We start from the raw sequence: 24,579 nt of genomic DNA, 5'->3' as shown, positions 1-24,579 counted from the left end.
TCAGAGGAGGAACTTGAGGCCCACCGCCGTCAACAGGGCGGCGAAGGAGAGGCGCAGCGTGCGGGGCGAGAGGCGGTGGGCCAGCAGGACGCCGAGGCGCGCGAAGGGCACGCTGGCGAGCACGATGCCCAGCAAGGCCGGCAGCATCACGAAGCCGGCGGCCCCGGCGGGCAGCAGCGGGTTGCCCCACCCCACGGCCACGAAGGTGGTCGCGCCGAACAGCGCAATGGGCAGCCCGCACGCCGAGGAGGTGCCCACAGCCTGGGTCATGGTGGCCCCGCAGCGCGACAGCCAGGGCACGCTGAGGGTGCCGCCGCCGATGCCGAAGAGCGCCGAGACGCCACCGATCACTGCACCCGCCACGCCCATCACGGCACGCCCCGGGGCCACGCTGCCGGGCCGGGGGCCGCGCCCCAGCGCCATCTTCAGGGCGACCAGGATCACGAACAGCCCGAACAGGGTCCCCAGCCGCCCGCCGGAAAGGCTGCCGGCGACGAAGACCCCGGCGATCGCACCGAGCATCAGCCCCGGCAGCAGGGCCAGGAACCAGTCGCGGCGGATGCTGCCGCGACGGAAGTGTCCCCAGGCCGAGGAGGCCCCGGTGACCACGATGGTGGCCAGCGAGGTGCCTACCGCCAGGTGCATGGTCACGTCCGGGGCCACGCCCTGGAGCCCGAAGGCCAGCGTCAGGGCCGGCACGATGATCAGACCACCGCCCACGCCATAGAGGCCAGCCATGGTGCCGGCCAGCATGCCCAGGACCAGGTAGCCGGCCAGGCTTGCCAGCAGGCTCATGCTGGACCGGGCGCCATCGCGCCGGGCAGCCAGCGCCGCACCAGGTCGACCAGCGACTGGGGACGATAGGGCTTGGCAAGGAAGTCGTCCATGCCGGCCTGGCGAAAGCGCCGGCGATCCTCGTCGCTGGCGTTGGCGGTCAGCGCCACCAGGATGCTTCTCTGGCGGGCAGCCCCTTCGGCCTCACGGTCGCGCCAGTGCCGGCTGGTCTCCACGCCGTCCATGCCGGGCATGAAGATATCCATCAGCACCAGGTCGAAGGGGGCCCCTTCCAGCCGGGACAGGGCCTCCTCGCCGCTGGTGGCCGTCTCGACGTCGAGCCCCTGACGCTCCAGCACCTGGCGTGCCAGGGTCAGGTTCACCGGGCCATCATCGACGATCAGCACCCGCCCCTTGCCGTAGGGGAGCGGTCGGGAAGGCGCCGCAGACGTGCCGGCGGTCTCGCCGAGGTTCTCCAGCAACACCACGGCATCGGCCAGCCGCTCGCGCAGAGCCAGCAGCGCGGCATGGTCCCGGTCGCCGCCGCACTGGCGCAGGGCATCGCTCTCGAGCACCTCCGAGAGCGAGCCCATCAGCGGGGCCAGCGACTGCTGCAGGTGGGAGAGATAGCCGGACTTGAGGCGCGACTCCTCGCGGGCCCGCACCCGGCCGGCCTCCAGCCGCTCGAGCTGGCCATTGCGGGCCTGGAGATCACCAGCCAGGCGCCGCTCGGCGGCCCGGCTCTCCTCGAGGTCGCGCTGCCAGCCCTCGACCAGCGCCTGGCAGGCCTCCGCCAGGGCCGACAGGCGCCTGGGGAGGGGCAGCTTGTCGCCGGGCTGAGGTCGCTGGTGGCGGGCCAGCCAGGCCTCGATGCCGGCCAGGGCGTCGTTGACATCGCGCTGGATGCCGCGCAGGCGTTGTCGCAGCAGCGTCAGGAAGACCGCCACGTTGAGGCTGCTGCCCAGCAGCAGCGCCAGCAGCAACCAGAAGGTGGCGCCCCAGGAGGCGTGGGCGGGCATCATCGACCACAGCATGCCCCCGACTACCAGGCAGAGCACCACCAGAATGGCCTGGGCGAACAGCACCGGCCAGAGGATCGGCCAGACCAGGCGCGACCAGAGGCGGTCCAGGCGAATGTCGTCCTGCATTGTCATCCCTGTGCAAGCACGATGGAGGAAAAGAGTGTACGCGGCCGGGGGAAGACTGTCATGACGGCGCCTTCCCCCCGGCCGGCCGGCCGGATAAGCTGGCGCCATGTGCCTGATCGCCTTCGACCATCGCCCCGGCAGCGCCTGCCCGCTGCGCCTGGTGGCCAACCGTGACGAGTTCCATGCCCGCCCGGCCGCCCCACTGGGCGCCTGGGAGGATGCCCCAAGGATCCTCGGCGGTCGCGACCTGGAGGCCGGCGGCACCTGGCTGGCGGTGCACCGCCGCGGCCGCTTCGCCGCCGTCACCAATGTGCGCGACCCGCGCCTCAAGGTACCGCCGGGAGCCCCCAGCCGCGGCGCCCTGGTGCGCGAGGCCCTGGAACACGACGACCTGACGGCCTGGCTGGATCGGCTATCCGACGGGGCCGCTCGCCACTATGCGGGCTTCAACCTGCTGGTCGGTGACGGCGAGACGCTCTGGCACCTCCACCGGGGCCTCGACGGCATCCGGCTGAGGCGCGTCCCGCCGGGACTGCACGGGCTTTCCAACGCCAGCCTGGACACTCCCTGGCCCAAGCTGATCGCCGCCCGCCAGGGGCTGGCCGCCAGCCTGCGCCGTGGCCGCTGGCCCGAGGACGCCCTGGCCGTGCTCGGCGACCCCCACCCCGCCGATGACGACCAGCTGCCGGAAACCGGCGTGGGGCTCGAGATGGAACGCCGACTCTCGCCTCCCTTCATCATCGGCCGGGACTACGGCACCCGCGCCTCCACCTGGCTGGCCTGGCACGGCGACGGGCGGGTAGAGATCGGCGAGCGGCGCTTCGGGCCGGAAGGGGTCAGGCTGGGAGAGACCCAGCTTCGCTTGGAGCTGAAAGCTGAAAGTAGCCTGACCTTACCGCCCAAGGCATAAGGCCATTTCTTTCACCTTCGGGCTTCCAGGCGCGAAGCGCCGCTCTTTCCGCTCCCGGCGAAGCCGGGTCAGTCGCGAGGTGGCAGCAGGTGGGCGAGGTCCCAGCCGCCGAGGCGCTCGGCGAGGTGATGGCGCACGTCACCGGGCGAATCGAGCCTGAGGGTCTCGGCGACCAGCTCGCGGGCGCTGTCGAGGGGCACCCGACGGATCGCCGCCCTCACCCGCGGCAGGCTGGGGGCGTTCATCGACAGGGCATCGAAGCCCATGCCCATCAGCAGCAGGGCCCCGGCGGGATCGCCGGCCATCTCGCCGCACACCGAGGTAGGCATCTTCAGGCGCCGGGCATCCTCGGCGAGCCGGGCCATGGCCGAGAGCACGGCGGGATGGCAGGCGTCGTAGAGGTCAGCGACCCGCGGGTTATTGCGATCCACCGCCAGCAGGTACTGGGTCAGGTCGTTGCTGCCCACCGAGAAGAAGTCGACCCGCCGGGCCAGGGCATCGAGCTGGTAGAGGGTCGCCGGCACCTCCAGCATCACCCCCACCGGAGGCCGGCTCACCGCCACCCCCTCCTCGCCGAGCTCGAGGATCGCGCGGTCGAGCAGGCGCAGCGCATCGTCGACCTCGTCGACGTTGGTGATCATCGGCAGCAGCACCTGCAGGTTATCGAGCCCCTGGGAGGCGCGCAGCATGGCGCGCAGCTGCACCATCAGCACCTCGGGATGGTCGAGGGTGACCCGGATGCCGCGCCAGCCGAGGAAGGGGTTGGCCTCCTCGATGGGAAAGTAGGGAAGGTCCTTGTCGCCGCCGATGTCCAGGGTGCGCATCACCACCGGCAGAGGTGCGAAGCTCTCGAGCTGCTCACGATAGAGGCGGGTCTGCTCCTGCTCGCCGGGGAAGCGCTCGGTGATCATGAAGGGCACTTCGGTGCGGTAGAGCCCCACCCCGCCGATCCGCGACTTGAGCGAGGCCACGGCATCCACCGCCAGGCCGGTGTTGACCATCAGCGGCATGTCGTGGCCGTCCGGGGTGCGGCTGGGCAGGTCCTGCTCATGCTCCAGCACCGCCATCAGCGCCCGCTCCTCGTCGATCAGGCTCTGGTAGTGGCTCTCGAGCTCCGGCGTGGGTCGCACGAAGAGGCGCCCGCGGTGGCCATCCAGCACCACCCGGTTGCCGCCGAGGCGCGGCAGCGGCAGGTCGACCATCCCCGAGACCGTGGGAATCCCCATGGCCCGGGCGACGATGGCCACGTGGGACGTACTGGAGCCGCGCACCGAGACCAGCCCGGCGAGCTTCTCGCGGGGCACCTCGCCGAGCATCGCCACGCTGATTTCGTCGCCCACCAGGATGGTACTGTCGGGGTAGACGTCCGGGGTCTGGGGGGTCTCCTCCTGCAGGTGGGCCAGCACCCGCCGCCCCAGGTCGCGGACGTCGGCGGCGCGCTCGCGCAGGTAGTTGTCGTCGACCCGTTCCAGGTACTGGACGTGGCGGCGCACCACGTCGGCCAGGGCACCGGGCGCCCACTGGCCTTCGCGGATACGCTTCTCGACCTCCTGGGAGAGCGCCGCCTCGCTGAGCATCTGCTGGTAGACATCGAACAGCGCCAGCTCCTGGGCGGAGATGCGGCTGGCCAGGCGTTCGCCGGCGGCGCGGATCTCGTCGCGCACCCGGCCGATGGCCTCCTTGAGCCGGGCGATCTCGTACTCCACGTCGGTGGGGATCAGGTCCGGCACGCTGTTGAGGTCCGCCGGGGCGGCGATCACCACCGCCTCGCCGATGGCCATGCCCGGCGAGGCCGCCACCCCGGTGAAGCGCGCCTGCCCGCCCGGGATGCTCGGCCGGTTGAGGCCGCCCGTCGCCAGGGCATGGGCCAGCACGCCCGCCAGCTGGGCGGCCATGGTGACCAGGAAGGCCTCGTCCTCCTCGTCGAAGCGGCGCTTCTCGGACTGCTGCACCACCAGTACCCCCAGCATGCGGCGCTGGTGGATGATCGGCACGCCGAGAAAGCTCGAGTAGCGCTCCTCGCCGGTGGCCTCGAAGTAGAGGAACTGGGGGTGGGCCTGGGCGTCTTCCAGGTTCAGCGGTTCTTCGCGCTTGGCCACCAGGCCCACCAGCCCCTCGCCCACCTGCAGGCTGACCCGACCCACGGCCTGGGCGCGCAGGCCGATGGTCTCCATCAGCACCAGCCGGTCGATGGTCCTGTCGAAGAGGTAGAAGGAGCACACGTCGGTGCGCATCGCCTTGCGGATGCGCCGCACCATGGTGGCCAGGGCCGCTTCCAGGTTGCGGGCCCCGTTGACCTCCTGGATGATGCGTCGCAACACCTCGAGCATCGGCGTCTTCTTTTCCATTGTGGTTGTCTCTCGCCTCGCTGAGGAATGGCGCGGCCGTCAGGCCTTCGGCTTATCCATGGCCAAGGGCCAGCCGCTGGGCCCGGGGGGAGAGCTCGCGCAGGGCGCGGCGGTAGACCTCCCGCTTGAAGGGCACGACCTGTCCCAGGGGATACCAGTAACTGACCCATCGCCAGCCGTCGAATTCCGGCTTGCCGGACATGTCCATGCAGATCCGGCTCTCCTGGCAGCGAATCCTCAGCAGGAACCACTTCTGTTTCTGGCCGATACACACCGGCCTCGAGTGGGTACGAACCATGCGTCGCGGCAGGCGGTAGCGCAGCCAGCCCCGGGTGCAGGCAAGGATCTCGACGTCGTCGGCGGTCAGGCCGATCTCCTCGTGCAGCTCACGAAAAAGTGCCTGTTGCGGAGTCTCGTTAGCCTTGATGCCTCCCTGGGGAAACTGCCACGCATTCTGTCCTACCCGACGCGCCCAAAGCAGCTGCCCCTGCTCGTTGGCGATGATGATGCCAACATTGGGGCGAAAGCCGTCAGCGTCGATCACGGACTTCACCTTATGAATCCAGTATTGACGCCATTCTTCCACAAGGCCGCAAAGGGCATCAATACGACCAAGCTGTAAGCCGTGAATGCGTCCTCATCCGCGCCGGCCCGGCGCTCGAAGCGCGACGGCGCTTCTGCCATAATCGCCGACCTTGTCACGACCTAGAAACGCTTTCGAGACCACCAGAGGGGAATGCAGTGAGCCTGGCCATCTTCGACCTGGACAACACCCTGCTGTCGACCGACAGCGACCATGCCTGGGGCGAGTTCCTGCTGGAGCAGGGCGCCGTGGACCCGGTGGCCTACCGCGAGGCCAACGACCGCTTCCTGGCCGACTACGAGGCCGGCACCCTGGACATCCAGGCCTTCCTGGCGGTGGCGCTGCGCCCGCTCGCCGAGCACAGCCCCGAGCAACTCGCCGCCTGGCACCAGCAGTTCATGGCCAGCAAGATCGAGCCGCATATCCTGCCCCGGGGCGAGGAGCTGGTGGCCCGCCACCGCGCCCGCGGCGACACCCTGCTGATCGTCACCGCCACCAACCGCTTCATCACCGGCCCCATTGCCGAGCGCCTGGGCATCGACGAGCTGATCGCCGTGGAGCCCGAGGTGGTCGACGGCCGCTACACCGGACGCTCCACCGGCATCCCCAGCTACCGGGAGGGCAAGGTCAAGCGCCTCGAGGCGTGGCTCGCCGACAGGGACCTGACCCTGGACGGCAGCTGGTTCTACAGCGACTCCCACAACGACCTGGCACTGCTGGAGCGGGTCGACCACCCGGTGGCGGTGGACCCCGACCCCAGCCTGCGCGAGGTCGCCGAGGCGCGGGGCTGGAAGATCATCAGCCTGAGGGACTGACAGCGCCAAGCAGCCAAGCAGCCAAGCGGCCAAGCAATGGGATGGACTCCTCCTCACCCTACTCCCGGCGTCAATGCGCCACACTGGAGGGGTTAGCTACTTCCACCAGCCTGTGGATGAGGAGGAGCCCAAATGAACATTAGTCGGGTAGGTGTCGATCTCGCAAAATCCGTCTTCCATGTGCATGGCGTGGACCGCCATGGCCAAGTGCAATGGCGTGGCCAGTATCCCCGTCACCGGTGGCTGAAGGCCCTGCTCACGCGAGTCCCCAAGGGAACCCCGATCGGCATGGAGGCCTGTGCCTCCGCCCATTACTGGGCCCGAGCCCTTCAGCAATACGGCTATCCTGTCAGACTGATCGCTGCCCAGTTCGTCAAACCCTACGTGAAGAGCCACAAGAACGATCGTGTCGATGCCGAAGCGATCTGTGAAGCCATGAGCCGACCACAAATGCGCTTCGTGCCGGTCAAGACGGTCGCCCAACAGGATACCCAAGCCAGCCACCGTATCCGCGAGGAACTGGTCGGCCAGCGCACGGCCAAGGCCAATCAGATCCGTGGATTGGTCGGTGAGTACGGCCTGGTCGCGCCCACCGGCCTGGCCCAGCTACGCGCCGCCCTGCCACAGTGGCTGGAAGACGCCGACAACGGTCTGACCGAGGCCTTCCGGGGACTGCTCGCCGGTCTGGCTGAGGACCTGCGCCATCTCGATGCACGGATTGCCGCGCTCGATGCCCACATCACCCAGCACCTTCAGCACGATCCGGTCGCGCGACGCCTGCTGGCGGTGTGCGGTATCGGGCCGCTCACCGCCAGTGCCCTGGCCAGTGCCCTCGGCGATGGCCAAGCCTTCTCGCGGGGGCGCGACTTTGCCGCCTCCCTGGGGCTGGTCCCCCGGCAGCACAGCACCGGGGGCCGTCAGCGATTGCTAGGGATCACCAAGCGCGGGGATGGGTACCTGCGCAAGCTGTTGGTACATGGTGCCCGCGCGGTACTGCAGCATGCCGCCAAGAAGAGCGACCCGCTCAGCCAGTGGCTCAATACGCTGGCGTTACGCAAGCATCCCAACGTGGTCATCGTGGCCTTGGCGAACAAGATGGCACGATTGGCCTGGGCCATGACGCGCCACCAGACGCCCTATAATCCGGCTCTGGCGGCTGGCTAACGCCGCCTGCTCCTGGCCAGCGGACCGTCACACCGCCGTGGCCACTCGTCCCACCTGCCACGATTGCAAGACACGCTGAGAGATGGCGAACAGGTCGAACCGACGTGGGGTCATTCCGTGCTTGGCCCAGAGCCAGCAAAGCTCGTCCAAGCGTCATGGAACCCAACGTGCGCATAGCCCATCAAGGTCCGGTGCCGGACGGCACCATCAACGAGACCGGATATACGCTGGCAGTCGTACCTTCTCGCCACCGACCATCGTGTTTGCAAACGAGGAGGAGTCCATATACGGCCAAGCGGCCAAGCGGCCAAGCGGCCAAGCGGCCAAGCGGCCATCAGTGTGTGTTGCTCCCGAACAAAAACGAACCCCGAGGCGATGGCCTCGGGGTTCGCTTGTAGCTCGGCGCTTCGCCCGAAGGGCGATCAGCCCAGCAGGTGCTCGACGGCGGCGCGCTCCTCGCGCAGCTCGTCCTCGGTGGCCTTCATGCGGCCACGGCTGAACTCGTTGACCTCGAGGCCCTGGACGATCTCGTACTTGCCGTTCTTGCAGACGACCGGGTAGGAATACATGATGCCGGGCTCGACGCCGTAGCTGCCGTCGGCGGGAATGCCCATGCTGACCACCTCGTCGGTGCCCAGTGCCCAGTCGCGCATGTGGTCGATGGCCGCGGAGGCCGCGGAGGCCGCGGAGGAGGCACCGCGCGCCTTGATGATCGCGGCACCGCGCTGCTGCACGGTGGGAATGAAGTCGTTCTCGTACCAGTCACGCTCGACCAGATCGAAGGCCGAGGTGCCGTCCACCTTGCAGTGCGCCAGGTCGGGATACTGGGTCGCGCTGTGGTTGCCCCAGACGATCATCTGCTCGACGTCGGTGACGTGCTTGCCGGTCTTCTGGGCCAGCTGGGTCTTGGCGCGGTTGTGGTCCAGACGCATCATCGCGGTGAACTGGCCCGCGTCCAGGTCCGGCGCGTTGCAGGAGGCGATCAGGGCGTTGGTGTTGGCCGGGTTGCCCACCACCAGCACGCGCACGTCACGGCTGGCGTTGTCGTTGAGCGCCTTGCCCTGCACGGAGAAGATCGCCGCATTGGCTTCCAGCAGGTCCTTGCGCTCCATGCCCGGGCCGCGCGGACGGGCACCGACCAGCAGGGCGAAGTCGGCATCCTTGAAGGCGACATTGGCATCGTCGGTGGCGACGATGTCCTGGAGCAGCGGGAAGGCGCAGTCGTTGAGCTCCATCACCACGCCGTTGAGGGCGTCCATGGCCGGCGGGATCTCCAGCAGCTGCAGGATGACCGGCTGGTCCTTGCCCAGCATGTCGCCGGAGGCGATACGGAAGGCGAGCGAGTAGCTGATCTGGCCGGCAGCACCGGTGATGGCAATACGGACGGGGTCTTTCATGGTGGCTCCTTGGGTTTTCAACGCGCGGTTGTCGCCGTGAGGATAAGCCGGGCCGGCATGCCGCCTGCCCTGGCCGGAATTCGAACCGCAAAGATGGTATGCCTGCACTGCACAAAACTCAATTCGACCTGCGGCTAGGTCCGGCACCCCCGGCGACACCCCGCCATCCGCTGCGCTATGCTGGCGGCCTGCCGACCCGGGCCGAAAGGCCCCGCTCTTGAACGTCGCGCCGCACCAGGGAAGGTCCGAATGCCTCGTCGTCTCCCCCCGCTCTCCGTCCTGCTCGCCATCGGGCTGGCCTGCCTGCTGCTGGTCTGGCTGGCACTCGGTGACATCGAGGGCTTCCGCGATACCCCGCCCGAGGGGGACGAGGCCGCCCCCCCCGCGCTGACCCGCGTCGAGGTGACGGAGCGCCAGGCGCAGGCCCACTCGCCTAGACTGGTGCTGCAGGGCCAGCTCGAGGCCCACCGCGAGGTGGCGCTGCGCGCCCGCCAGGCGGGCCGGGTGGAGGCGCTGCCCGCGCCCCTCGGGGAACGGGTGAGCCAGGGCGAGACGCTGCTGGCCCTGGCCCGCGAGGAACTCCCCGCCCGGCTCGCACAGGCCGAGGCCGAACTGGCCCTGGCACGGGCCGAACTGGCCGGCGCCGATTCCCTGCGCCGCCGCGAGCTGATCTCCAACCCCGACTACCTGCGCCTGCAGAGCGGCGTCAGTCAGGCCCTGGCGGAGGTCGCCACCCTGCGTCGCCAGCTCGACGACACCCGACCCGAGGCGCCCTTCGACGGGGTGCTCGACCGCCTCGACGTGGAGCTCGGCGACCTGGTGCAGGTCGGCGAGGCCTGGGGCCGGCTGGTCGATGACTCGCGGCTCAAGGCCCTCGCCGCGGCCCCCCAGCGGGATGCCCTGTCGCTTTCCCCCGGGCTGCCCGTCGAGATCCAGCTGCTCGACGGCACGCACCTCCCCGGCGAGCTGAGCCACGTCGCCAGCCGCGCCGAGGAGAGCACCCGCAGCTTCCCCGTCGAGGCGACACTGGCCAATCCCGACGGACGCCGCCTGGCCGGTGCCAGCGCCACCCTGGTCATCCGCCTGCCCGAGCGCCGGGTGCATCGCCTCTCCCCTGCCCTGCTCGAGCTCGATGGCGACGGCCGGCTGGCGGTGAAGCACCTGGACGACAATGACCGGGTGCGCCTCACCCCGGTCGAGCTGGTCAGCGCCGATGCCGAGACCGCCCGGGTGGCCGGGCTGCCCGAGCGGGTCCGCCTGATCACCCTGGGGGGCGGCTTCGTCGAGGCCGGCGAGCGGGTAGAGGCCGTCCCCGCCGAGACGGTCAGCCCGCAGGCCGGCACGGACGCGTCCGGGGACGTGCCCTGACATGCGCTCCCTGATCGAGGCGGCGCTGGATCGCTCGCGCACTACCCTGCTGCTGCTGGTCGCACTGCTGCTGGCGGGGCTCGCCGCCTGGCAGGCGATCCCCAAGGAGGCCAACCCCGACGTCACCATCCCCATCATCTATGTCTCGATGTCGCTGGAGGGCGTCAGCCCGGAGGACGGCGAGCGGCTGCTGGTGCGTCCCATGGAGCAGGAGCTGCGCAGCATCGAGGGGCTGCGCAAGATGACCGCCCAGGCAAGTGAAGGCCACGCCGCGGTCACCCTGGAGTTCGATGCCGGTTTCGACCCCGACCAGGCGCTGACCGACGTGCGCGAGAAGGTCGACATCGCCCGCGCCGAGCTGCCCGCCGAGGCCGACGAGCCGAGGGTCACGGAGGTCAACGTGGCGCTCTTCCCGGTGCTCTCCATCGGCCTGGCCGGCCCGCTGGAGGAGCGCCAGCGGCTGGCCGTGGCACGCCGCCTCCAGGAGGAGATCGAGGGTATCCCCGAGGTGCTCGAGGTGGAGATCGGTGGCGACCGCGAGGACCTGCTGGAGATCGTCGTCGACCCCCTGGTACTCGACAGCTACGGGGTCGACTTCGGCACCCTGTTCGACCTGGTCAGCCGCAACAATCGCCTGGTGGCGGCGGGCAGCCTGGACACCGGCACCGGACGCCAGGCGCTCAAGGTGCCGGGGATCATCGAGCGCCTCGAGGATGTCATGGCGATGCCGGTGAAGATCGACGGCAACCGGGTGGTGACCTTCGGTGACGTGGCCTGGATCCGTCCCACCTTCAAGGACCCCGAGGGCTTCGCCCGCATCGACGACCAGCCGGCCCTGGTGCTGGAGATCTCCAAGCGGGCCGGCGCCAACATCATCGCCACCGTTGCCCAGGTGCAGGGGCTGCTCGACGAGGCGGCCGGTCTGATCCCCGACGAACTGGAGATCACCACCATCCTCGACCAGTCCGAGACCGTGCGCGACATCCTCTCGGAACTGCTCAACAACGTGGTCACCGCGGTGGTGCTGGTGTTGGTGCTGATCCTGGCCGCCATGGGCCTGCGCTCGGCGCTGATGGTGGGCCTGACCATTCCCGGGGCCTTCCTCACCGGCATCCTGCTGATCTGGGCCCTCGGCTATACCCTCAACATCGTGGTGATGTTCGCGCTGATCCTGGTCGCCGGGATGCTGGTGGACGGCGCCATCGTGGTCAGCGAGCTGGCCGACCGCCACCTTCGCCAGGGGCAGCCGCCGCGGGAGGCCTGGATCCGGGCCGCCACGCGCATGAGCTGGCCGGTGATCGCCTCCACCGCCACCACCCTGGCGGTCTTCGTGCCGCTGCTCTTCTGGCCCGGCGTGGTGGGCCAGTTCATGAAGTACCTGCCGATCACGGTGATCCTCTGCCTGCTGGCGTCGCTGGCCATGGCGCTGGTGTTCCTGCCCACCCTGGGCGGCGTGTTCGGCGTGCGCAGCGCCGGCGCCAGCCGCGATGCCGAACTGGTCACCGCCGGCGGGCGGCTCTACCGGAGCCTGCTGGCCCGCCTGCTCGCCTGGCCGGGCCTCACCCTGCTGGTTGCCCTGCTGCTGATGGCGCTGATCTACACCGGCTACGCCCGCTTCAACCACGGTGTCGAGTTCTTCCCCAGCGTCGAGCCCGATACCGCCCAGGTGCTGGTGCGCTCGCGAGGCGACTTCTCCGCCGCGGAGACCGATGCTGTGGTGCGGCGGGTCGAGGCGCGGCTCGCCGGCATGAGCGAGGTCCAGGCGCTCTATGCGCGCTCCTTCGCCGTGCCCGACCAGCAGCTCGGCGGCGATGTCGTGGGGGTGCTGCAGTTCCAGCTGATCGACTGGCAGCGGCGCCGCCCGGCCAGCGCGATCCTGGCCGAGATGGCCGAGCGCACCCGCGACCTGCCGGGCATCCAGCTGGAGTTCCGCGAACAGGAGATGGGGCCGGCCGGCGGCAAGCCCATCGTGCTGGAGATCAGCGCCGAGGAGCCGGCCCTGGCCGACCGGGCCGTTGCCGAACTGCGCCGGACCATGGGCGAGCTGGGCGGCTTCCGCGACATCGAGGACAACCGCAGCCTGCCGGGCGTGGAGTGGCGGGTGAAGGTGGACCGCGAGGCCGCCGCCCGCTTCGGCACCGACGTGGCAAGCGTCGGCAGTGCCGTGCAGCTGATCACCACCGGGCTGCAGGTGGCGAGCTACCGCCCCGCCGGCGTCAACGACGAGGTGGATATCCGGGTGCGCCTGCCGCAGGGGGCCCGCTCGCTGGACCAGCTGGGTCGCCTGAGCATCAATACCCGCCGCGGCCAGGTACCGATATCGCACTTCGTCTCGCTGGAACCCGCGCCCAAGGTAGGCACCCTGCACCGCATCGACGGGCGCCGGGCCATTACGCTGGAGGCCGACGTGCAACCGGACCGGAGCGCCGACGAACGATTGCGAGCGCTGCTCGAGGCAGCCAAGGCGCCTCCCGAGGGGGTGATGGTGAACGTGGCCGGCGAGCAGGAGGACCAGCAGCAGGCGATGCGCTTCCTGGCCACCGCCTTCCTGGTGGCGATCTGCCTGATGGCGCTGATCCTGGTCACGCAGTTCAACAGCCTCTACCAGGCGGCGCTGGTGCTCTCCGCCATCGTCTTCTCCACCGCCGGCGTGCTGCTCGGCCTGCTCGCCAATGCCCAGCCCTTCGGCATCGTCATGGTGGGCATGGGCATCATCGCCCTGGCGGGCATCGTGGTGAACAACAACATCGTGCTGATCGACACCTACAACCAGCTGCGCGGCGAGGGGCTGGCCCCCGGGGAGGCGGCCCTCGAGGCCGGTGGCCTGCGCCTGCGCCCGGTGCTGCTCACCGCCGTGACCACGGTGCTGGGCCTCGCGCCCATGGTGCTGGGTGTCAACGTCGACCTGATCACGCCGAGCCTGGGGCTGGGCGCCCCCTCGACCCAGTGGTGGACCCAGCTCTCCAGCGCCATCGCCGGCGGCCTGACTTTCGCCACCGGCCTGACCCTGCTGCTCACCCCTTGCATGCTGGTGCTCGGGTCACGGCTGGACCGCCGGCTCTAGGCAGCGCCGTCATCCGTGCGGATGGCGGATACGACCCCCGACACGACAACGCCCCATCGCCCTCGGGAGGCGATGGGGCGTTGCCTTGCGGGAGGGCGTTGCGCTCAGGCGCGGGTATCGGCCTCGGCGCGAGCGGCATCCGGCGCATGGGCCGCATGCAGGCGGGCGATCAGCTGGTCCTCGAGGGTGAAGCGCTCGCTGAGCCCTCGGCTCAGGCGGTCGAGCCAGGCGGGGAGGCGACGCATGTGGTGCTGGGCGCGGGCGGGACTGTCGTAGTCGCGATCGAAGGAGAGCACCAGCTCGGTGGACATCTCCAGGCGCTCGAGCAGGCGGTCGGCGAGTTCCAGGGCCTGGTGGTCGTCGAAGGCCTTGGCCTCCTCCCGCAGCTGTGGGTAGACCTCGAAGTGGCCGGCGCTGATGTAGTCCATCAGCAGCTCGCCGAAGGTATCGACGCGCTGCGCACTCACCGCCTCGAGCTCGGCGTCACAGGCCTGCTTCAGCGCGGCGAAATGGATCAGCAGCTCACGGCGCTCGTGGAGCCAGCGATCGATCAGCTCGTGCACGCCGCCCCAGCGCTCCAGGGCATTCTTGCAGTCTTCCAGCATGGGTGCCTCCCTTGCCCGATGCGGCCAGCCACTCGGGGCATTCGACCCGCGAGTTGACAGACTCGCGCCTGCCGGGCCCGCTGTCAATCCCGTTGCCGCCTCGGCGCGACGCGTCGCTTGAGTCGTCGTGGCTTGCCCGCGAGGATGGGCAGGAGGAACGGGCGTCGGGTAGCGCGAGGGGAGCGTGGAGAGGCCATCCCGGCATTCGTAGTACCGTATGCGATACCTTGTAGCGCAGCCAGCCGCCGCGCTGCCGCCATCACACCGCCACGACACCAGGACTCTGGAGGGATTCCCATGAACACGCTGACCCGCGCCGGCCTCGGCCTGCTGATGACGACCGCCGTGGCCACGGCCCAGGCCGAGGAGGTCAGGATCGGCATGATCACCACCCTCTCGGGCGGTGGCTCCCATCTGGGCGTCGATGTCCGCGACGGCTTCATGCTCGCCATCGACCAGGCAGACCGCGACGACATCGAGGTCCTGATCCAGGACGACGCCCGCCGCCCCGACCTCGCCAAGACGCTCTCCAACGAGTTCATGCAGCGCGACGAGGTCGACATCATGACCGGCATCATCTGGTCCAACCTGGCCATGGCCGTGGTGCCCTCCGTGGTCCGCCAGGGGACCTTCTACCTCTCGCCCAATGCCGGACCCTCGGCGCTGGCCGGGAAGATGTGCCACGAGAATTACTTCAACGTGGCCTACCAGAATGACAATCTGCACGGCGCGATGGGTGCCTGGATGCGCGAGCAGGGCTATGAGGCCCCCATCCTGATGGCACCCAACTACCCCGCCGGCACCGATGCCCTGGCCGGCTTCAAGCACCTCTTCGAGGACGAGGTCGTCGACGAGATCTACACCCAGCTGGGCCAGACCGACTACGCCGCCGAGATCGCCAGGATCCGCGCCAGCGACGCCGACAGCCTGTTCTTCTTCCTGCCCGGCGGCATGGGCATCTCCTTCATGAAGCAGTGGGAGAACTCGGGGGTGGAGATGCCGGTGTTCGGGGCGGCCTTCTCGTTCGACGAGACGATCATCAAGGCGGTGGGCAGCGCCGCGATCGGCGCCATGAACACCTCGCAGTGGGCCTACGACCTGGAGAACGCGGCCAACCAGGCCTTCGTCGAGGGCTTCCGCGAGGCCTACGAGCGGACCCCGACCCTCTATGCCGCCCAGGGCTATGACACGGCCCGCCTGATCCTCTCCGCCCTGGAAAAGGCCCACCCCGACGACCAGGACGCCTTCCGTGAGGCCCTGCGCGAGGCCGACTTCGACTCGGTACGCGGCAAGTTCCGCTTCGGCCCGAACCACCACCCGATCCAGGACATCCATGTCCGCGAGGTGGTCGAGGGCGAGGACGGTGAGCCGACCAACCGCCTGGTCGGCCTGGCCGTCGAGGACATCCAGGACGTCTATGCCGAGCAGTGCCGGATGTGATCGTCGCGGCGCCGGGCCGGGCGTGGTCCCGGCGTCGCCTCCCCCCTCGTTTCCCCAAGGATGCCCGACGTGTCCGTCACCCTGCTGATCGAGCAACTGATCAACGGCCTGCAGCTCGGCACCATGCTCTTCCTGATGGCCAGCGGCCTGACCCTGGTGTTCGGGGTCATGGGGCTGATCAACCTGGCCCATGGCTCCTTCTACATGGTCGGGGCCTATGTCACCGCCCTGGCCACCGCCTCGACCGGCTCCTTCCTGGTGGGGCTGGTGGCCGGCGTGCTGGCGGCCGCTGCGGCGGGCGCCATCGTCGAGCTGCTGGTGATACGCCGCCTCTACCGGCGCCAGCACCTCGACCAGGTGCTCGCCACCTTCGCGCTGATCCTGATCTTCTCCGAGGGCACCCGCTGGCTCTTCGGCTCCTCGCCGCTGTGGCTCAGCCCGCCAGAGGCGCTGGCCGGGTCGGTGGCCCTGCCCGGCGGTTCCCGCTACCCCGTCTACCGGCTGGTGATCATCGCCGTAGGCGTGGTCGTGGCCGCCGGCCTCTACCTGCTGATCGCGCATACCCGGCTGGGCATGCGCATCCGCGCCGGCGAGAGCGACCGGGAGATGATCGGCGCCCTGGGGGTCAACATCCGCCGGCTCTATACCCTGGTGTTCGCCCTGGGTGCCGCCCTGGCGGGCCTGGCCGGCTCACTGGTGGGCGCCCTGCAGTCGGTACAGGTGGGCATGGGCGAGCCGGTGCTGATCCTCGCCTTCGTGGTGATCGTGATCGGCGGCATCGGCTCGATCAAGGGCGCCCTGCTCGGTGCCCTGCTGGTCGGCCTGGTGGATACCCTGGGCCGGGTCTTCCTTCCCGCCCTGTTCGGGCAGTTCATGGCGCCGTCGGACGCCGCCGGCGCGGGGACCGCCCTAGCCGCCATGCTGATCTACATCCTCATGGCGGTGATACTGGCCTTCAAGCCGAAGGGACTCTTTGCCGCCCATGACTAGGCTCCATCCCACGACCACCTCCGCAGCCCAGCGCCCGTCCGGCACGGGCCGCTGGCTGGACCGCCAAAGCCTGGTGCACGGCACGCTGCTGGCGCTGATGCTGCTGGCCCCGGTCGCCGCCCACCTGCTGGGCGAGGTCTACTATGTCAACCTCGCCTCGCGCATCGCCCTGGTGGCCATGGCCGCCGTGGGGCTGAACCTGGCCATCGGCTTCGGCGGCATGGTCAGCTTCGGCCATGCCGCCTACTTCGGCCTGGGCGGCTACGTGAGCGGCATCAGCGCCTACCACGCCTTCGACGGCAGCCTGGTGATGGGGCTGCCCGGCAGCGACGACATGCTGGTGATCTGGCTGTCGGCCGTGCTGCTCTGCGGCCTTCTCGCCCTGGTGATCGGCGCCATCTCGCTGCGCACCACCGGGGTCTACTTCATCATGATCACCCTGGCCTTCGCCCAGATGGCCTACTACTTCGCCAACTCCTGGCCCGACTATGGCGGCGAGGATGGCCTGCCGATCTACCTGCGCAATACCCTGCCCGGGCTCGACACCAACCACGCCCTGACTTTCTTCCTGGTCTGCTTCACGGGCCTGGTGCTCTCCCTGGCGCTGACCTCGCGACTGATGAAGTCCCGCTTCGGGGCCGCCCTGACCATGGCGCGGCTCAACGAGACCCGCCTGGCCACCGCCGGTATCTCGCCCTTCCCCATCCGCCTGGTGGCCTTCGTCATCTCGGCGATGATCACCGGCCTGGCCGGTGCCCTCTATGCGGACCTCAACGGCTTCGTCAGCCCCTCCATGCTGAGCTGGCACCTCTCCGGCGAACTGATGGTGATCGTCATCCTGGGTGGGGTCGGCCGCCTCTACGGGCCGCTCGCCGGGGCCATCCTCTTCGTGATGATGGAGACCCTGCTGGGGGGGCTGACCGAATACTGGCAGTTCTTCCTCGGCCTGGTGCTGCTGGGTGTGGTGCTGTTCGCCCGGCAGGGCGTGATCGGCTGGCTGGCCGGGAGCGAGCGCCATGTGTGAGCCCGTGCTGTCGATGACCAGCCTGCACAAGCGCTTCGGTGCCCTGCAGGCCACCCAGGACGTATCGCTGGACCTCAGGGCCGGCGAGATCCATGCCCTGATCGGGCCCAACGGCGCCGGCAAGTCGACGCTGATCGCCCAGATCGCCGGCAGCCTGAGGCCCGATGCCGGGCAGATCCGCCTGGGGGAGCGCGACATCACCGCCCTGGGGGTCGCCCGCCGGGCCCGCCTCGGCCTGGGGCGCAGCTTCCAGGTCTCGTGCCTGGCCGAACCCCTCAGCGTGCTGCGCAACGTGATGATTGGCGCCCAGGCGCTGCAGGGGCACAGTTTCCGCTTCTGGCGACCGGTGGCCAGCGACCCGAGCCTGCTGGCCCCCGCCCACGCGGCCCTTGAGCGCATGCACCTCACCCACCACGCCGATACGCCGGTGGCGGCACTCTCCCACGGCGAGCGCCGCCAAGTGGAGATGGCCTGTGCGCTGGCCCTCGAGCCCCGGGTCCTGCTGCTGGACGAGCCCATGGCCGGGCTCGGCCCCGAGGGGTCGGCACGGCTCACCGAACTGCTCGAGACCCTGAAGGAGGAGGTCCCCATCCTGCTGATCGAACATGACATGGACGCGGTGTTCCGGCTGGCGGATCGCATCTCCGTGCTGGTGGCGGGCAGCATCATCGCCCATGGCGACGGCGAGGCCATCCGCCGGGACCCGCGGGTCCGCGACGCCTACCTGGGAGATTGAGATGCTCGAGATCACCGACATCGAGACCTTCTACGGGCCGTCCCAGGCGCTGTTCGGCGTCAGCCTGCAGGTCGAGGCAGGCGAGATGGTGGCGCTCATGGGACGCAACGGCATGGGCAAGACCACCACCATCCGCTCGCTGTTCGGGCTGACGCCGGCGCGGCGCGGACGCATCACCTTCGAGTCCCGGGACCTGCGGCGCCTGCCGGCCTACCGCATCGCCCAATGCGGCCTGGGGCTGGTACCGGAGGGCCGGCGCTGCTTTCCCAACCTCTCGGTGCGCGAGAACCTGGTGGTCACCGCCCGCCCCGGCCCCTGGAACCGGGCGCGGGTCGAGACCCTCTTTCCCCGGCTCGCCGAGCGGCGCCGCCAGATGGCGGCCACCCTCTCCGGCGGCGAGCAGCAGATGCTCGCCATCGGCCGTGCCCTGATGACCAACCCGCGCCTGCTGGTGCTCGACGAGGCGACCGAGGGGCTGGCACCGGTGATCCGCCAGGAGATCTGGTCGGCGCTGAGGGTGATCAAGTCGCAGGGGCAGTCGACCCTGATCGTCGACAAGTCGCTGGGCGAGTTGCTGCCGGTCGTCGACCGCTGCACCATCCTCGAGAAGGGACGCACGGCCTGGACGGGACCGCCCGAGGCGCTGGACGCCAGCGTCCGCGACCGCTATCTGGGGGTATAGGCCCGTGCGCCGGAGGCTCAGGGATGGAAGGCGGTGATCCCCTCGACGAAGCGCCCGCCGGGGCGATAGTGCTCGAGAAGTGAGAAGTGGTCATCGCCGTCCAGCATGGCCGACGCAACGCCGATGCCCTGCCCGCGCAAGTGCTCGGCGTAGGCCTGCATCTGGCGCGCGAACTCGCTGGACTCCTCGCCGCCGGCGACCAGCTGCACCCCCACCGGTACGCGGCAGGGCAGCCGCACCGGGCTGTAGTCGCTCACGTCGCGGCCGCTGAGCTGCAGCTTGGGCTGCAGCCATGACCAGGGAAAGGGCCCGAGGTCATAGAGGCCACTGACGCACAGCGCCCCCTTGATCAGGTCGTCAGGCAGGCCATAGTCGCCTTCCCAGTCGGTGGCCAGCAGCATGGCGCAGAGGTGCCCGCCGGCGGAGTGGCCCGAGACGCTGATCTGGCGCGGGTTGACACCCAGTGCCCCCGCGTGGCGATAGACCCACGCCAGCGCCGCCCGGGCCTGGCGCACCACCTCGCCGAACGCCACCGCGGGGCAGAGGGCGTAGTTGACCACCGCCACGGTGATGCCCGACGCCACCAGGCCGTCGACGACGAAGCCGAATTCCTTGTGGCCGAGCGAGCGCCAGTAGCCGCCATGGAAGAAGAGGTGGCAGGGGACAGGCTTGCCCTCCTCTCCCCCCGCCGCTCTCTCCTCCCCCCTGCCCTCGGCGTGGTAGACGTCCAGGCACTCGGCAAGCGTCGGTCCATAGGGCAGATCGAGCGTCACCCGGTGGCGCTGGCGGGACGCCGCACTCCGATCATGCCAGTCGGCGAGCAGTACGGCGGGGTCCCGACCCCGCATGGGATCGTAGGCGCGGTCGATCGCCTCCTGGGTAGCCAGGTCGCGATAGAGCATGGTGCCCTAGCCCTGCCAGCGATAGCCGCGGCGCGGACGATTGGCCGCCAGCAGCAGGCCCAGCGGGGCCAGGGCGAGCACCAGGAAGCCGGCCAGGGTCCAGCCGGGCAGCGAGATGCCGAGCAGCAGGAAGTCGATCTCGGCGCACTCTCCCGAGCCCGAGAGCACCTGGGCCAGCACCTGCTGCAGGGGCAGGATCTCCATCATGTAGTCGAGCCCCGGGCCGCAGCTCGGCACCTGGTCGGCCGGCAGCGACTGCAGCCACAGGTGGCGCCCCGCCACGGCGATGCCGCCGCCCACGGCGGCCAGCGACAGCAGGCCGTAGGTCACCGCCCCCGCGCGGCCCACGGGGTCGTGGATCGCGGCGACGAGGAAGACCGCGGCGGCGGCCAGTACGGCCACCCGCTGGAAGATGCACAGCGGGCAGGGCTCCAGCCCGACGATATGCTCGAGCCCCAGGGCCACGGCCATCATCAGCACGCAGAAGGCGAGGCCCGCGAGGCTCCACTCGCGGACCGAGAGGCGCCTAAGGTCGTCGATCATGACGTCTCTCCCGTCTGCAGTGGCGTGACGGCCCGCACCTCGCGGGCACGCTCGAAGTAGCGGGCCAGGAAGGCGTCGAAGCCCTCGGTCTCAGCCGCCTCGAGGTCATGCTGCTGCGCCAGGGAGGTCGCCACCAGCTCGTCGAACAGCGCCTCCCGAGACGGGTCCATGGGGGTGTCACGGAAGGCGTTCGCCTGTTCCCGGGCGAGGCCCAGCATGGCCTCGACGAAGGACTCCCCGCTCGACTCGAGGCGCGCCAGCAGGCGCGCGGAGGGCGTCAGGGCGGGGTCGTCGAGGCGCGGCGACAGGGCCGCCAGCGCCTCGCCATGGGGCTCGCCCTCTTCCAGGCGATCGAGCAGCTCGGCCACCGCCACCATCTCGGTGAAGATCTCGCCGCCCCAGTCGGCGATGGAGCGATGCCTGCCATCCTGCAGCAGGCGCAGCTCGGGGTCCCGGCCACGCTCGACCACCAGGCGCCGGTTGTCATCCAGCCGGTCGCACTCGTCGTCGGGGATCCAGGGGCTCTCGCTGAGCAGGCACCACATCAGGAAGGTGTCGATGAAGCGGATCTGGGACTCGTCCACCCCCAGCGGCAGGAAGGGGTTGAGGTCCAGGCAGCGCACCTCGATGTACTCCACGCCGCGGGCCTCCAGCGCCTGGCTGGGGGTCTCGTCATGGCGTGCCACCCGCTTGGGGCGGATGTCGCTGTAGTACTCGTTCTCGATCTGCAGGATGTTGGCGTTGAGCTGGCGCCACTCGTCGCCCTCCTTCACGCCCAGCTTCTGGTAGTCCTGCCAGGGCGTGGCGATGGCGTGGCGCAGGGTGTTGACGTAGTTGGAGAGCGAGTTGAAGCAGATCTTCAGCTGCTCCTGGACCTTGTTCTGGTAGCCCAGGTCCGACATGCGCAGGCTGGTGGCGTGGCGCGACACGAGGGTCTCCTCGCCATGCCGCTGGAGCTTCTCGGGCAGCTCGCCGCTCGGCAGGAAGCTGCGGTCCAGCGCCGGCGAGGCGCCGAACAGGTAGAGCAGCAGCCAGCTGTGGCGGCGGAAGTTGCGGATCAGGCCGAAGTAGCGCGACGAGCGGTAGTCGCGCAGGGGGGTGTCGAGGTCACCCTCGAGCTCGCGCAGCAGCTGCCAGAGGTCATCGGGCAGCGAGACGTTGTAGTGCACCCCGGCGATGGACTGCATGATCCGCCCGTAGCGCAGGTCCAGGCCCTTGCGGTAGACCTGCTTCATGGTGCCCACGTTGGAACGGCCGTAGTCGGCGATGGGCACGCTGTCGTTGCCGTCCAGGCGCGCCGGCATGCTCGCCGGCCAGATCAGCTCGTCGCCCAGGTGCCGATAGCTGAAGCGGTGCAGGTCGGCGAGGAACTCCATGGCATCGACCGGCCGACAATAGACCGGGGTGATGTACTCCAGCAGCGCCTCGGAATAGTCGGTGGTGATATGCGGGTGGGTCAGCTTGGAGCCCAGCGCGGCGGGATGGGGGGTGGCGGCGATGCGCCCCTCGCCGTCGACTCGCAGCCCCTCCTTCTCGATGCCGCGGCGCAGGCGCCCGACCCGCCCCTCGTCGGCCAGGGACTTGAGTCGATCGACGCGGCTGGTGAACGATTCGGACAAGATGGTCACCCCATGTGTGAAAAGGCGGGCGCCATCGCGCCCGGCAAACATCAGATTATGGTGCCGTCAGGCGACGCTTCAAGGTCAGCGCCCCTTCTTGGCCTGCAGCAGGGCCGCCCCCAGGGCGCCCATCTGGCTGGCCGGCTCGGCCGCCTTGCCGCCGCGACCGGCCTTGCCGGCGCCCTGGCCCCGGGCGTTGCCACGTCCGCGGCGCGGCGGGTCGGAGGCCTTGTCGTCACCCCGGTCGTCCGGCTGGTCATCGAGGCGCATGGTGAGGCCAATGCGCGAGCGCGCGAGGTCCACGCTCATCACCTTGACCCGCACGATGTCGCCGGCCTTGACGACGGTGCGCGGGTCCTCGATGAACTTCTCGGAGAGCGCCGAGATGTGCACCAGGCCATCCTGGTGGACGCCGATGTCGACGAAGGCCCCGAAGTGGGTGACGTTGGTCACGCTGCCCTCGAGGATCATGCCGGGCTCGAGGTCCCTCAGGGTCTCGACCCCCTCGCGGAACTCGGCTGCCTTGAACTCGGGGCGTGGGTCACGCCCCGGCTTGTCGAGCTCGGCGAGGATGTCGGTGACGGTGGGCACGCCGAAGCGCTCGTCGGCGAACTCGGTGGGCTTCAGCGACTTGAGGGTGGCACTGTCGCCGATCAGCCCGGCCAGCGGGCGCCCGCTGCGCTGGGCGATGCGCTCCACCAGCGGATAGGCCTCGGGGTGCACGGCGCTGGCATCCAGTGGGTTGTCGCCGTTCATGATGCGCAAAAAGCCGGCGCACTGCTCGAAGGTCTTGGGCCCGAGGCGGCTGACGTCGAGCAGCGCGCGACGGCTGGTGAAGGCGCCCTCGGCGTTGCGACGCGCGACGATATTGTCGGCCAGGGCCGCATTGAGGCCGGCGACCCGCGACAGCAGCGCGCTCGACGCCGTGTTGAGGTCCACCCCCACGGCGTTGACGCAGTCCTCGATCACCGCCTCCAGGCTCCGGGAGAGCTGCAGCTGCGAGACGTCATGCTGGTACTGGCCCACGCCGATGGACTTGGGCTCGATCTTGACCAGCTCGGCCAGCGGGTCCTGCAGCCGCCGGGCGATGGAGACCGCGCCGCGGATGGTGACGTCGAGGTCCGGCAGCTCCCTGGACGCATACTCCGAGGCGGAGTAGACCGAGGCGCCCGCCTCGCTGACCATCACCTTGGAGAGCGCGCGCTTCCCCGCGAACCGTTTCACCAGCTCGCCGGCGAGCCTGTCGGTCTCGCGGCTGGCGGTGCCGTTGCCCACGGCGACCAGCGCCACGTCGTGCGCCTCCACCAGCCTGGCCAGCTCGGACAGCGACGCGTCCCAGGCATTGCGGGGCGCGTGGGGGTAGATGGTGGCGTGCTCGAGAAACTGGCCGGTGGCATCCACCACCGCCACCTTGCAGCCGGTACGCAGGCCCGGGTCGATGGCCAGGGTCGCCTTCTGGCCCGCCGGCGCGGCCAGCAGCAGGTCCTTGAGGTTGGCGGCGAACACCTCGATGGCCTCGAGCTCCGCGCGCTCGCGCAGCCGACCCATCAGCTCGGTCTCCAGGTGGGTGTAGAGCTTGACCCGCCAGGTCCAGCGCACCACCTCGGCGAGCCAACGGTCGGCGGGCCGGCCCTGGTCGCCGCTCCCGTGGAAGATATCGAAGTGCCGGGCGATGGCCACCTGGGCCGGATGGAGCGGGGCCTCCTCCTCGCCGGGCAGTCGCAGGGCCAGCGCCAGCGCGCCCTCGTTGCGCCCACGGAACATCGCCAGCGCGCGGTGCGAAGGCACCTTCGCGAGCCGCTCGTCGTGCTCGAAGTAGTCGGAGAACTTGGCGCCCTCCTGCTCCTTGCCGGCAATCACCCGGGAGGAGAGCTCGCCCTCGCGCCACAGCCGTTCGCGCAACTGGCCGACCAGCTCCGGGTCCTCGGCGAAACGCTCCATGAGGATCTGCTTGGCGCCGTCCAGGGCCGCCTTGGCGTCCTCGACGGCGGGGATGTCGCCCTCGGCGGCGCGAAGGTACTCGGCCGCCTCGGCCTCGGGGACCAGGGTCGGGTCGGCCAGCAGGGCATCGGCCAGCGGCTCGAGCCCCGCCTCCCGGGCGATCTGCGCCTTGGTGCGCCGCTTCTTCTTGTAGGGCAGGTAGAGGTCTTCCAGGCGCTGCTTGGTCTCCGCCGCGCGGATGCTGGCGGCGAGGTCGTCCGTGAGCTTGCCCTGCTCGTCGATGGCGGCCAGCACCGCCTCGCGCCGCTCCTCCAGCTCGCGCAGGTAGGACAGGCGCTCGTGGAGCGCTCGCAGCTGGATGTCATCGAGCCCGCCGGTGACTTCCTTGCGATAGCGGGCGATGAAGGGCACGGTGGCCCCGCCGTCAAGCAGCTCCACCGTGGCCTTGACCTGCGGCGGGCGAACGGCGAGTTCCTCGGCGAGGCGGCTGATGATCTTGTCGTGTGCGTCCATGAAATCCTTGGCA

At 69.7% G+C, this 24,579-nt stretch carries 20 protein-coding genes; 10 read left to right on the top strand and 10 right to left on the bottom strand.

Annotated elements, in window-relative coordinates; translation table 11 throughout:
• Both P8934_RS04390 and P8934_RS04385 read right to left on the bottom strand, forming a co-directional pair.
• A complete protein-coding gene (locus tag P8934_RS04390; RefSeq protein ID WP_278033111.1) occupies positions 1-795 on the bottom strand; it encodes a sulfite exporter TauE/SafE family protein in 795 nt (264 codons plus the stop codon).
• Positions 792-1,922, bottom strand: coding sequence for a response regulator (locus P8934_RS04385; protein WP_278033110.1), 1,131 nt, complete (start codon positions 1,920-1,922; stop codon positions 792-794). The genes P8934_RS04390 and P8934_RS04385 overlap by 4 nt, the downstream gene beginning before the upstream one ends.
• Before the next feature lie 106 nt (positions 1,923-2,028).
• On the opposite strand from P8934_RS04385, the gene P8934_RS04380 reads away from it, so the two are divergent.
• Positions 2,029-2,832, top strand: a complete 804-nt coding sequence (locus P8934_RS04380; RefSeq protein ID WP_278033109.1) for an NRDE family protein — start codon at positions 2,029-2,031, stop codon at positions 2,830-2,832.
• A 68-nt stretch (positions 2,833-2,900) separates the two neighbouring features.
• On the opposite strand, the gene ptsP is transcribed toward P8934_RS04380, so the two are convergent.
• Positions 2,901-5,162: a phosphoenolpyruvate--protein phosphotransferase gene (gene ptsP, locus P8934_RS04375; protein WP_278033993.1), complete on the bottom strand. Its 2,262-nt coding sequence runs from the start codon at positions 5,160-5,162 to the stop codon at positions 2,901-2,903.
• Positions 5,163-5,232: 70 nt separating this feature from the next.
• The gene (locus P8934_RS04370) at positions 5,233-5,724 is read right to left on the bottom strand and encodes an RNA pyrophosphohydrolase (protein ID WP_106230003.1); all 492 of its coding nucleotides are present in this window, start codon (positions 5,722-5,724) and stop codon (positions 5,233-5,235) included.
• A gap of 197 nt (positions 5,725-5,921) precedes the next feature.
• Between P8934_RS04370 and P8934_RS04365 the strand changes: the two genes are divergently transcribed.
• Both P8934_RS04365 and P8934_RS04360 read left to right on the top strand, forming a co-directional pair.
• Positions 5,922-6,578 carry an HAD family hydrolase gene (locus P8934_RS04365; protein WP_278033108.1) on the top strand — a complete coding sequence of 219 codons (657 nt, stop codon included), beginning with the start codon at positions 5,922-5,924 and terminating at the stop codon, positions 6,576-6,578.
• A gap of 132 nt (positions 6,579-6,710) precedes the next feature.
• A complete protein-coding gene (locus P8934_RS04360) occupies positions 6,711-7,742 on the top strand; it encodes an IS110 family transposase (protein WP_278031189.1) in 1,032 nt (343 codons plus the stop codon).
• Positions 7,743-8,164: 422 nt separating this feature from the next.
• Here the strand turns inward: P8934_RS04360 and P8934_RS04355 are convergent, their stop codons facing one another.
• On the bottom strand, positions 8,165-9,139 hold the full coding sequence (locus P8934_RS04355) for a malate dehydrogenase (RefSeq protein ID WP_106229850.1): 975 nt from the start codon (positions 9,137-9,139) through the stop codon (positions 8,165-8,167).
• A 249-nt stretch (positions 9,140-9,388) separates the two neighbouring features.
• Here P8934_RS04355 and P8934_RS04350 point away from each other — a divergent pair, with 249 nt between their 5' ends.
• Both P8934_RS04350 and P8934_RS04345 read left to right on the top strand, forming a co-directional pair.
• Complete coding sequence (locus P8934_RS04350) at positions 9,389-10,507, top strand: efflux RND transporter periplasmic adaptor subunit (RefSeq protein ID WP_278033107.1); 1,119 nt, start codon at positions 9,389-9,391, stop codon at positions 10,505-10,507.
• A 1-nt stretch (position 10,508) separates the two neighbouring features.
• Positions 10,509-13,571 (top strand): efflux RND transporter permease subunit, encoded by a 3,063-nt coding sequence (locus tag P8934_RS04345; protein ID WP_278033106.1) that lies wholly within the window; start codon positions 10,509-10,511, stop codon positions 13,569-13,571.
• Positions 13,572-13,675: 104 nt separating this feature from the next.
• Here P8934_RS04345 and rsd read toward each other — a convergent pair whose 3' ends face one another.
• Complete coding sequence (gene rsd, locus P8934_RS04340; RefSeq protein ID WP_133637901.1) at positions 13,676-14,176, bottom strand: sigma D regulator; 501 nt, start codon at positions 14,174-14,176, stop codon at positions 13,676-13,678.
• Positions 14,177-14,473: 297 nt separating this feature from the next.
• Here rsd and P8934_RS04335 point away from each other — a divergent pair, with 297 nt between their 5' ends.
• From P8934_RS04335 to P8934_RS04315, 5 genes are all read left to right on the top strand, one after another.
• A complete protein-coding gene (locus P8934_RS04335) occupies positions 14,474-15,616 on the top strand; it encodes an ABC transporter substrate-binding protein (RefSeq protein WP_278033105.1) in 1,143 nt (380 codons plus the stop codon).
• A 69-nt stretch (positions 15,617-15,685) separates the two neighbouring features.
• A complete protein-coding gene (locus P8934_RS04330; protein WP_278033104.1) occupies positions 15,686-16,606 on the top strand; it encodes a branched-chain amino acid ABC transporter permease in 921 nt (306 codons plus the stop codon).
• Complete coding sequence (locus P8934_RS04325) at positions 16,599-17,630, top strand: branched-chain amino acid ABC transporter permease (RefSeq protein ID WP_278033103.1); 1,032 nt, start codon at positions 16,599-16,601, stop codon at positions 17,628-17,630. The genes P8934_RS04330 and P8934_RS04325 overlap by 8 nt, the downstream gene beginning before the upstream one ends.
• Positions 17,623-18,366 carry an ABC transporter ATP-binding protein gene (locus tag P8934_RS04320; RefSeq protein WP_278033102.1) on the top strand — a complete coding sequence of 248 codons (744 nt, stop codon included), beginning with the start codon at positions 17,623-17,625 and terminating at the stop codon, positions 18,364-18,366. The genes P8934_RS04325 and P8934_RS04320 overlap by 8 nt, the downstream gene beginning before the upstream one ends.
• A 1-nt stretch (position 18,367) precedes the next feature.
• A complete protein-coding gene (locus tag P8934_RS04315) occupies positions 18,368-19,048 on the top strand; it encodes an ABC transporter ATP-binding protein (protein ID WP_278033101.1) in 681 nt (226 codons plus the stop codon).
• Positions 19,049-19,065: 17 nt separating this feature from the next.
• On the opposite strand, the gene P8934_RS04310 is transcribed toward P8934_RS04315, so the two are convergent.
• From P8934_RS04310 to P8934_RS04295, 4 genes are read right to left on the bottom strand one after another with little or no spacing between them, the layout of a single operon-like run.
• On the bottom strand, positions 19,066-19,950 hold the full coding sequence (locus P8934_RS04310) for an alpha/beta hydrolase (protein ID WP_278033100.1): 885 nt from the start codon (positions 19,948-19,950) through the stop codon (positions 19,066-19,068).
• Positions 19,951-19,956: 6 nt separating this feature from the next.
• A complete protein-coding gene (locus P8934_RS04305; RefSeq protein WP_278033099.1) occupies positions 19,957-20,493 on the bottom strand; it encodes a disulfide bond formation protein B in 537 nt (178 codons plus the stop codon).
• Positions 20,490-22,163 (bottom strand): glutamate--cysteine ligase, encoded by a 1,674-nt coding sequence (gene gshA / locus P8934_RS04300; protein WP_278033098.1) that lies wholly within the window; start codon positions 22,161-22,163, stop codon positions 20,490-20,492. The genes P8934_RS04305 and gshA overlap by 4 nt, the downstream gene beginning before the upstream one ends.
• A 33-nt stretch (positions 22,164-22,196) precedes the next feature.
• On the bottom strand, positions 22,197-24,566 hold the full coding sequence (locus P8934_RS04295; protein WP_278033097.1) for a Tex family protein: 2,370 nt from the start codon (positions 24,564-24,566) through the stop codon (positions 22,197-22,199).
• Between the last annotated feature and the right edge of the window lie 13 nt (positions 24,567-24,579).

The organism is Halomonas sp. CKK8 (assembly GCF_029625235.1).
GTDB lineage: Bacteria > Pseudomonadota > Gammaproteobacteria > Pseudomonadales > Halomonadaceae > Halomonas > Halomonas ventosae.
The sequence above is the reverse complement of the archived record's forward strand: the minus strand, read 5'-3'. Positions and strand labels throughout refer to the sequence as shown.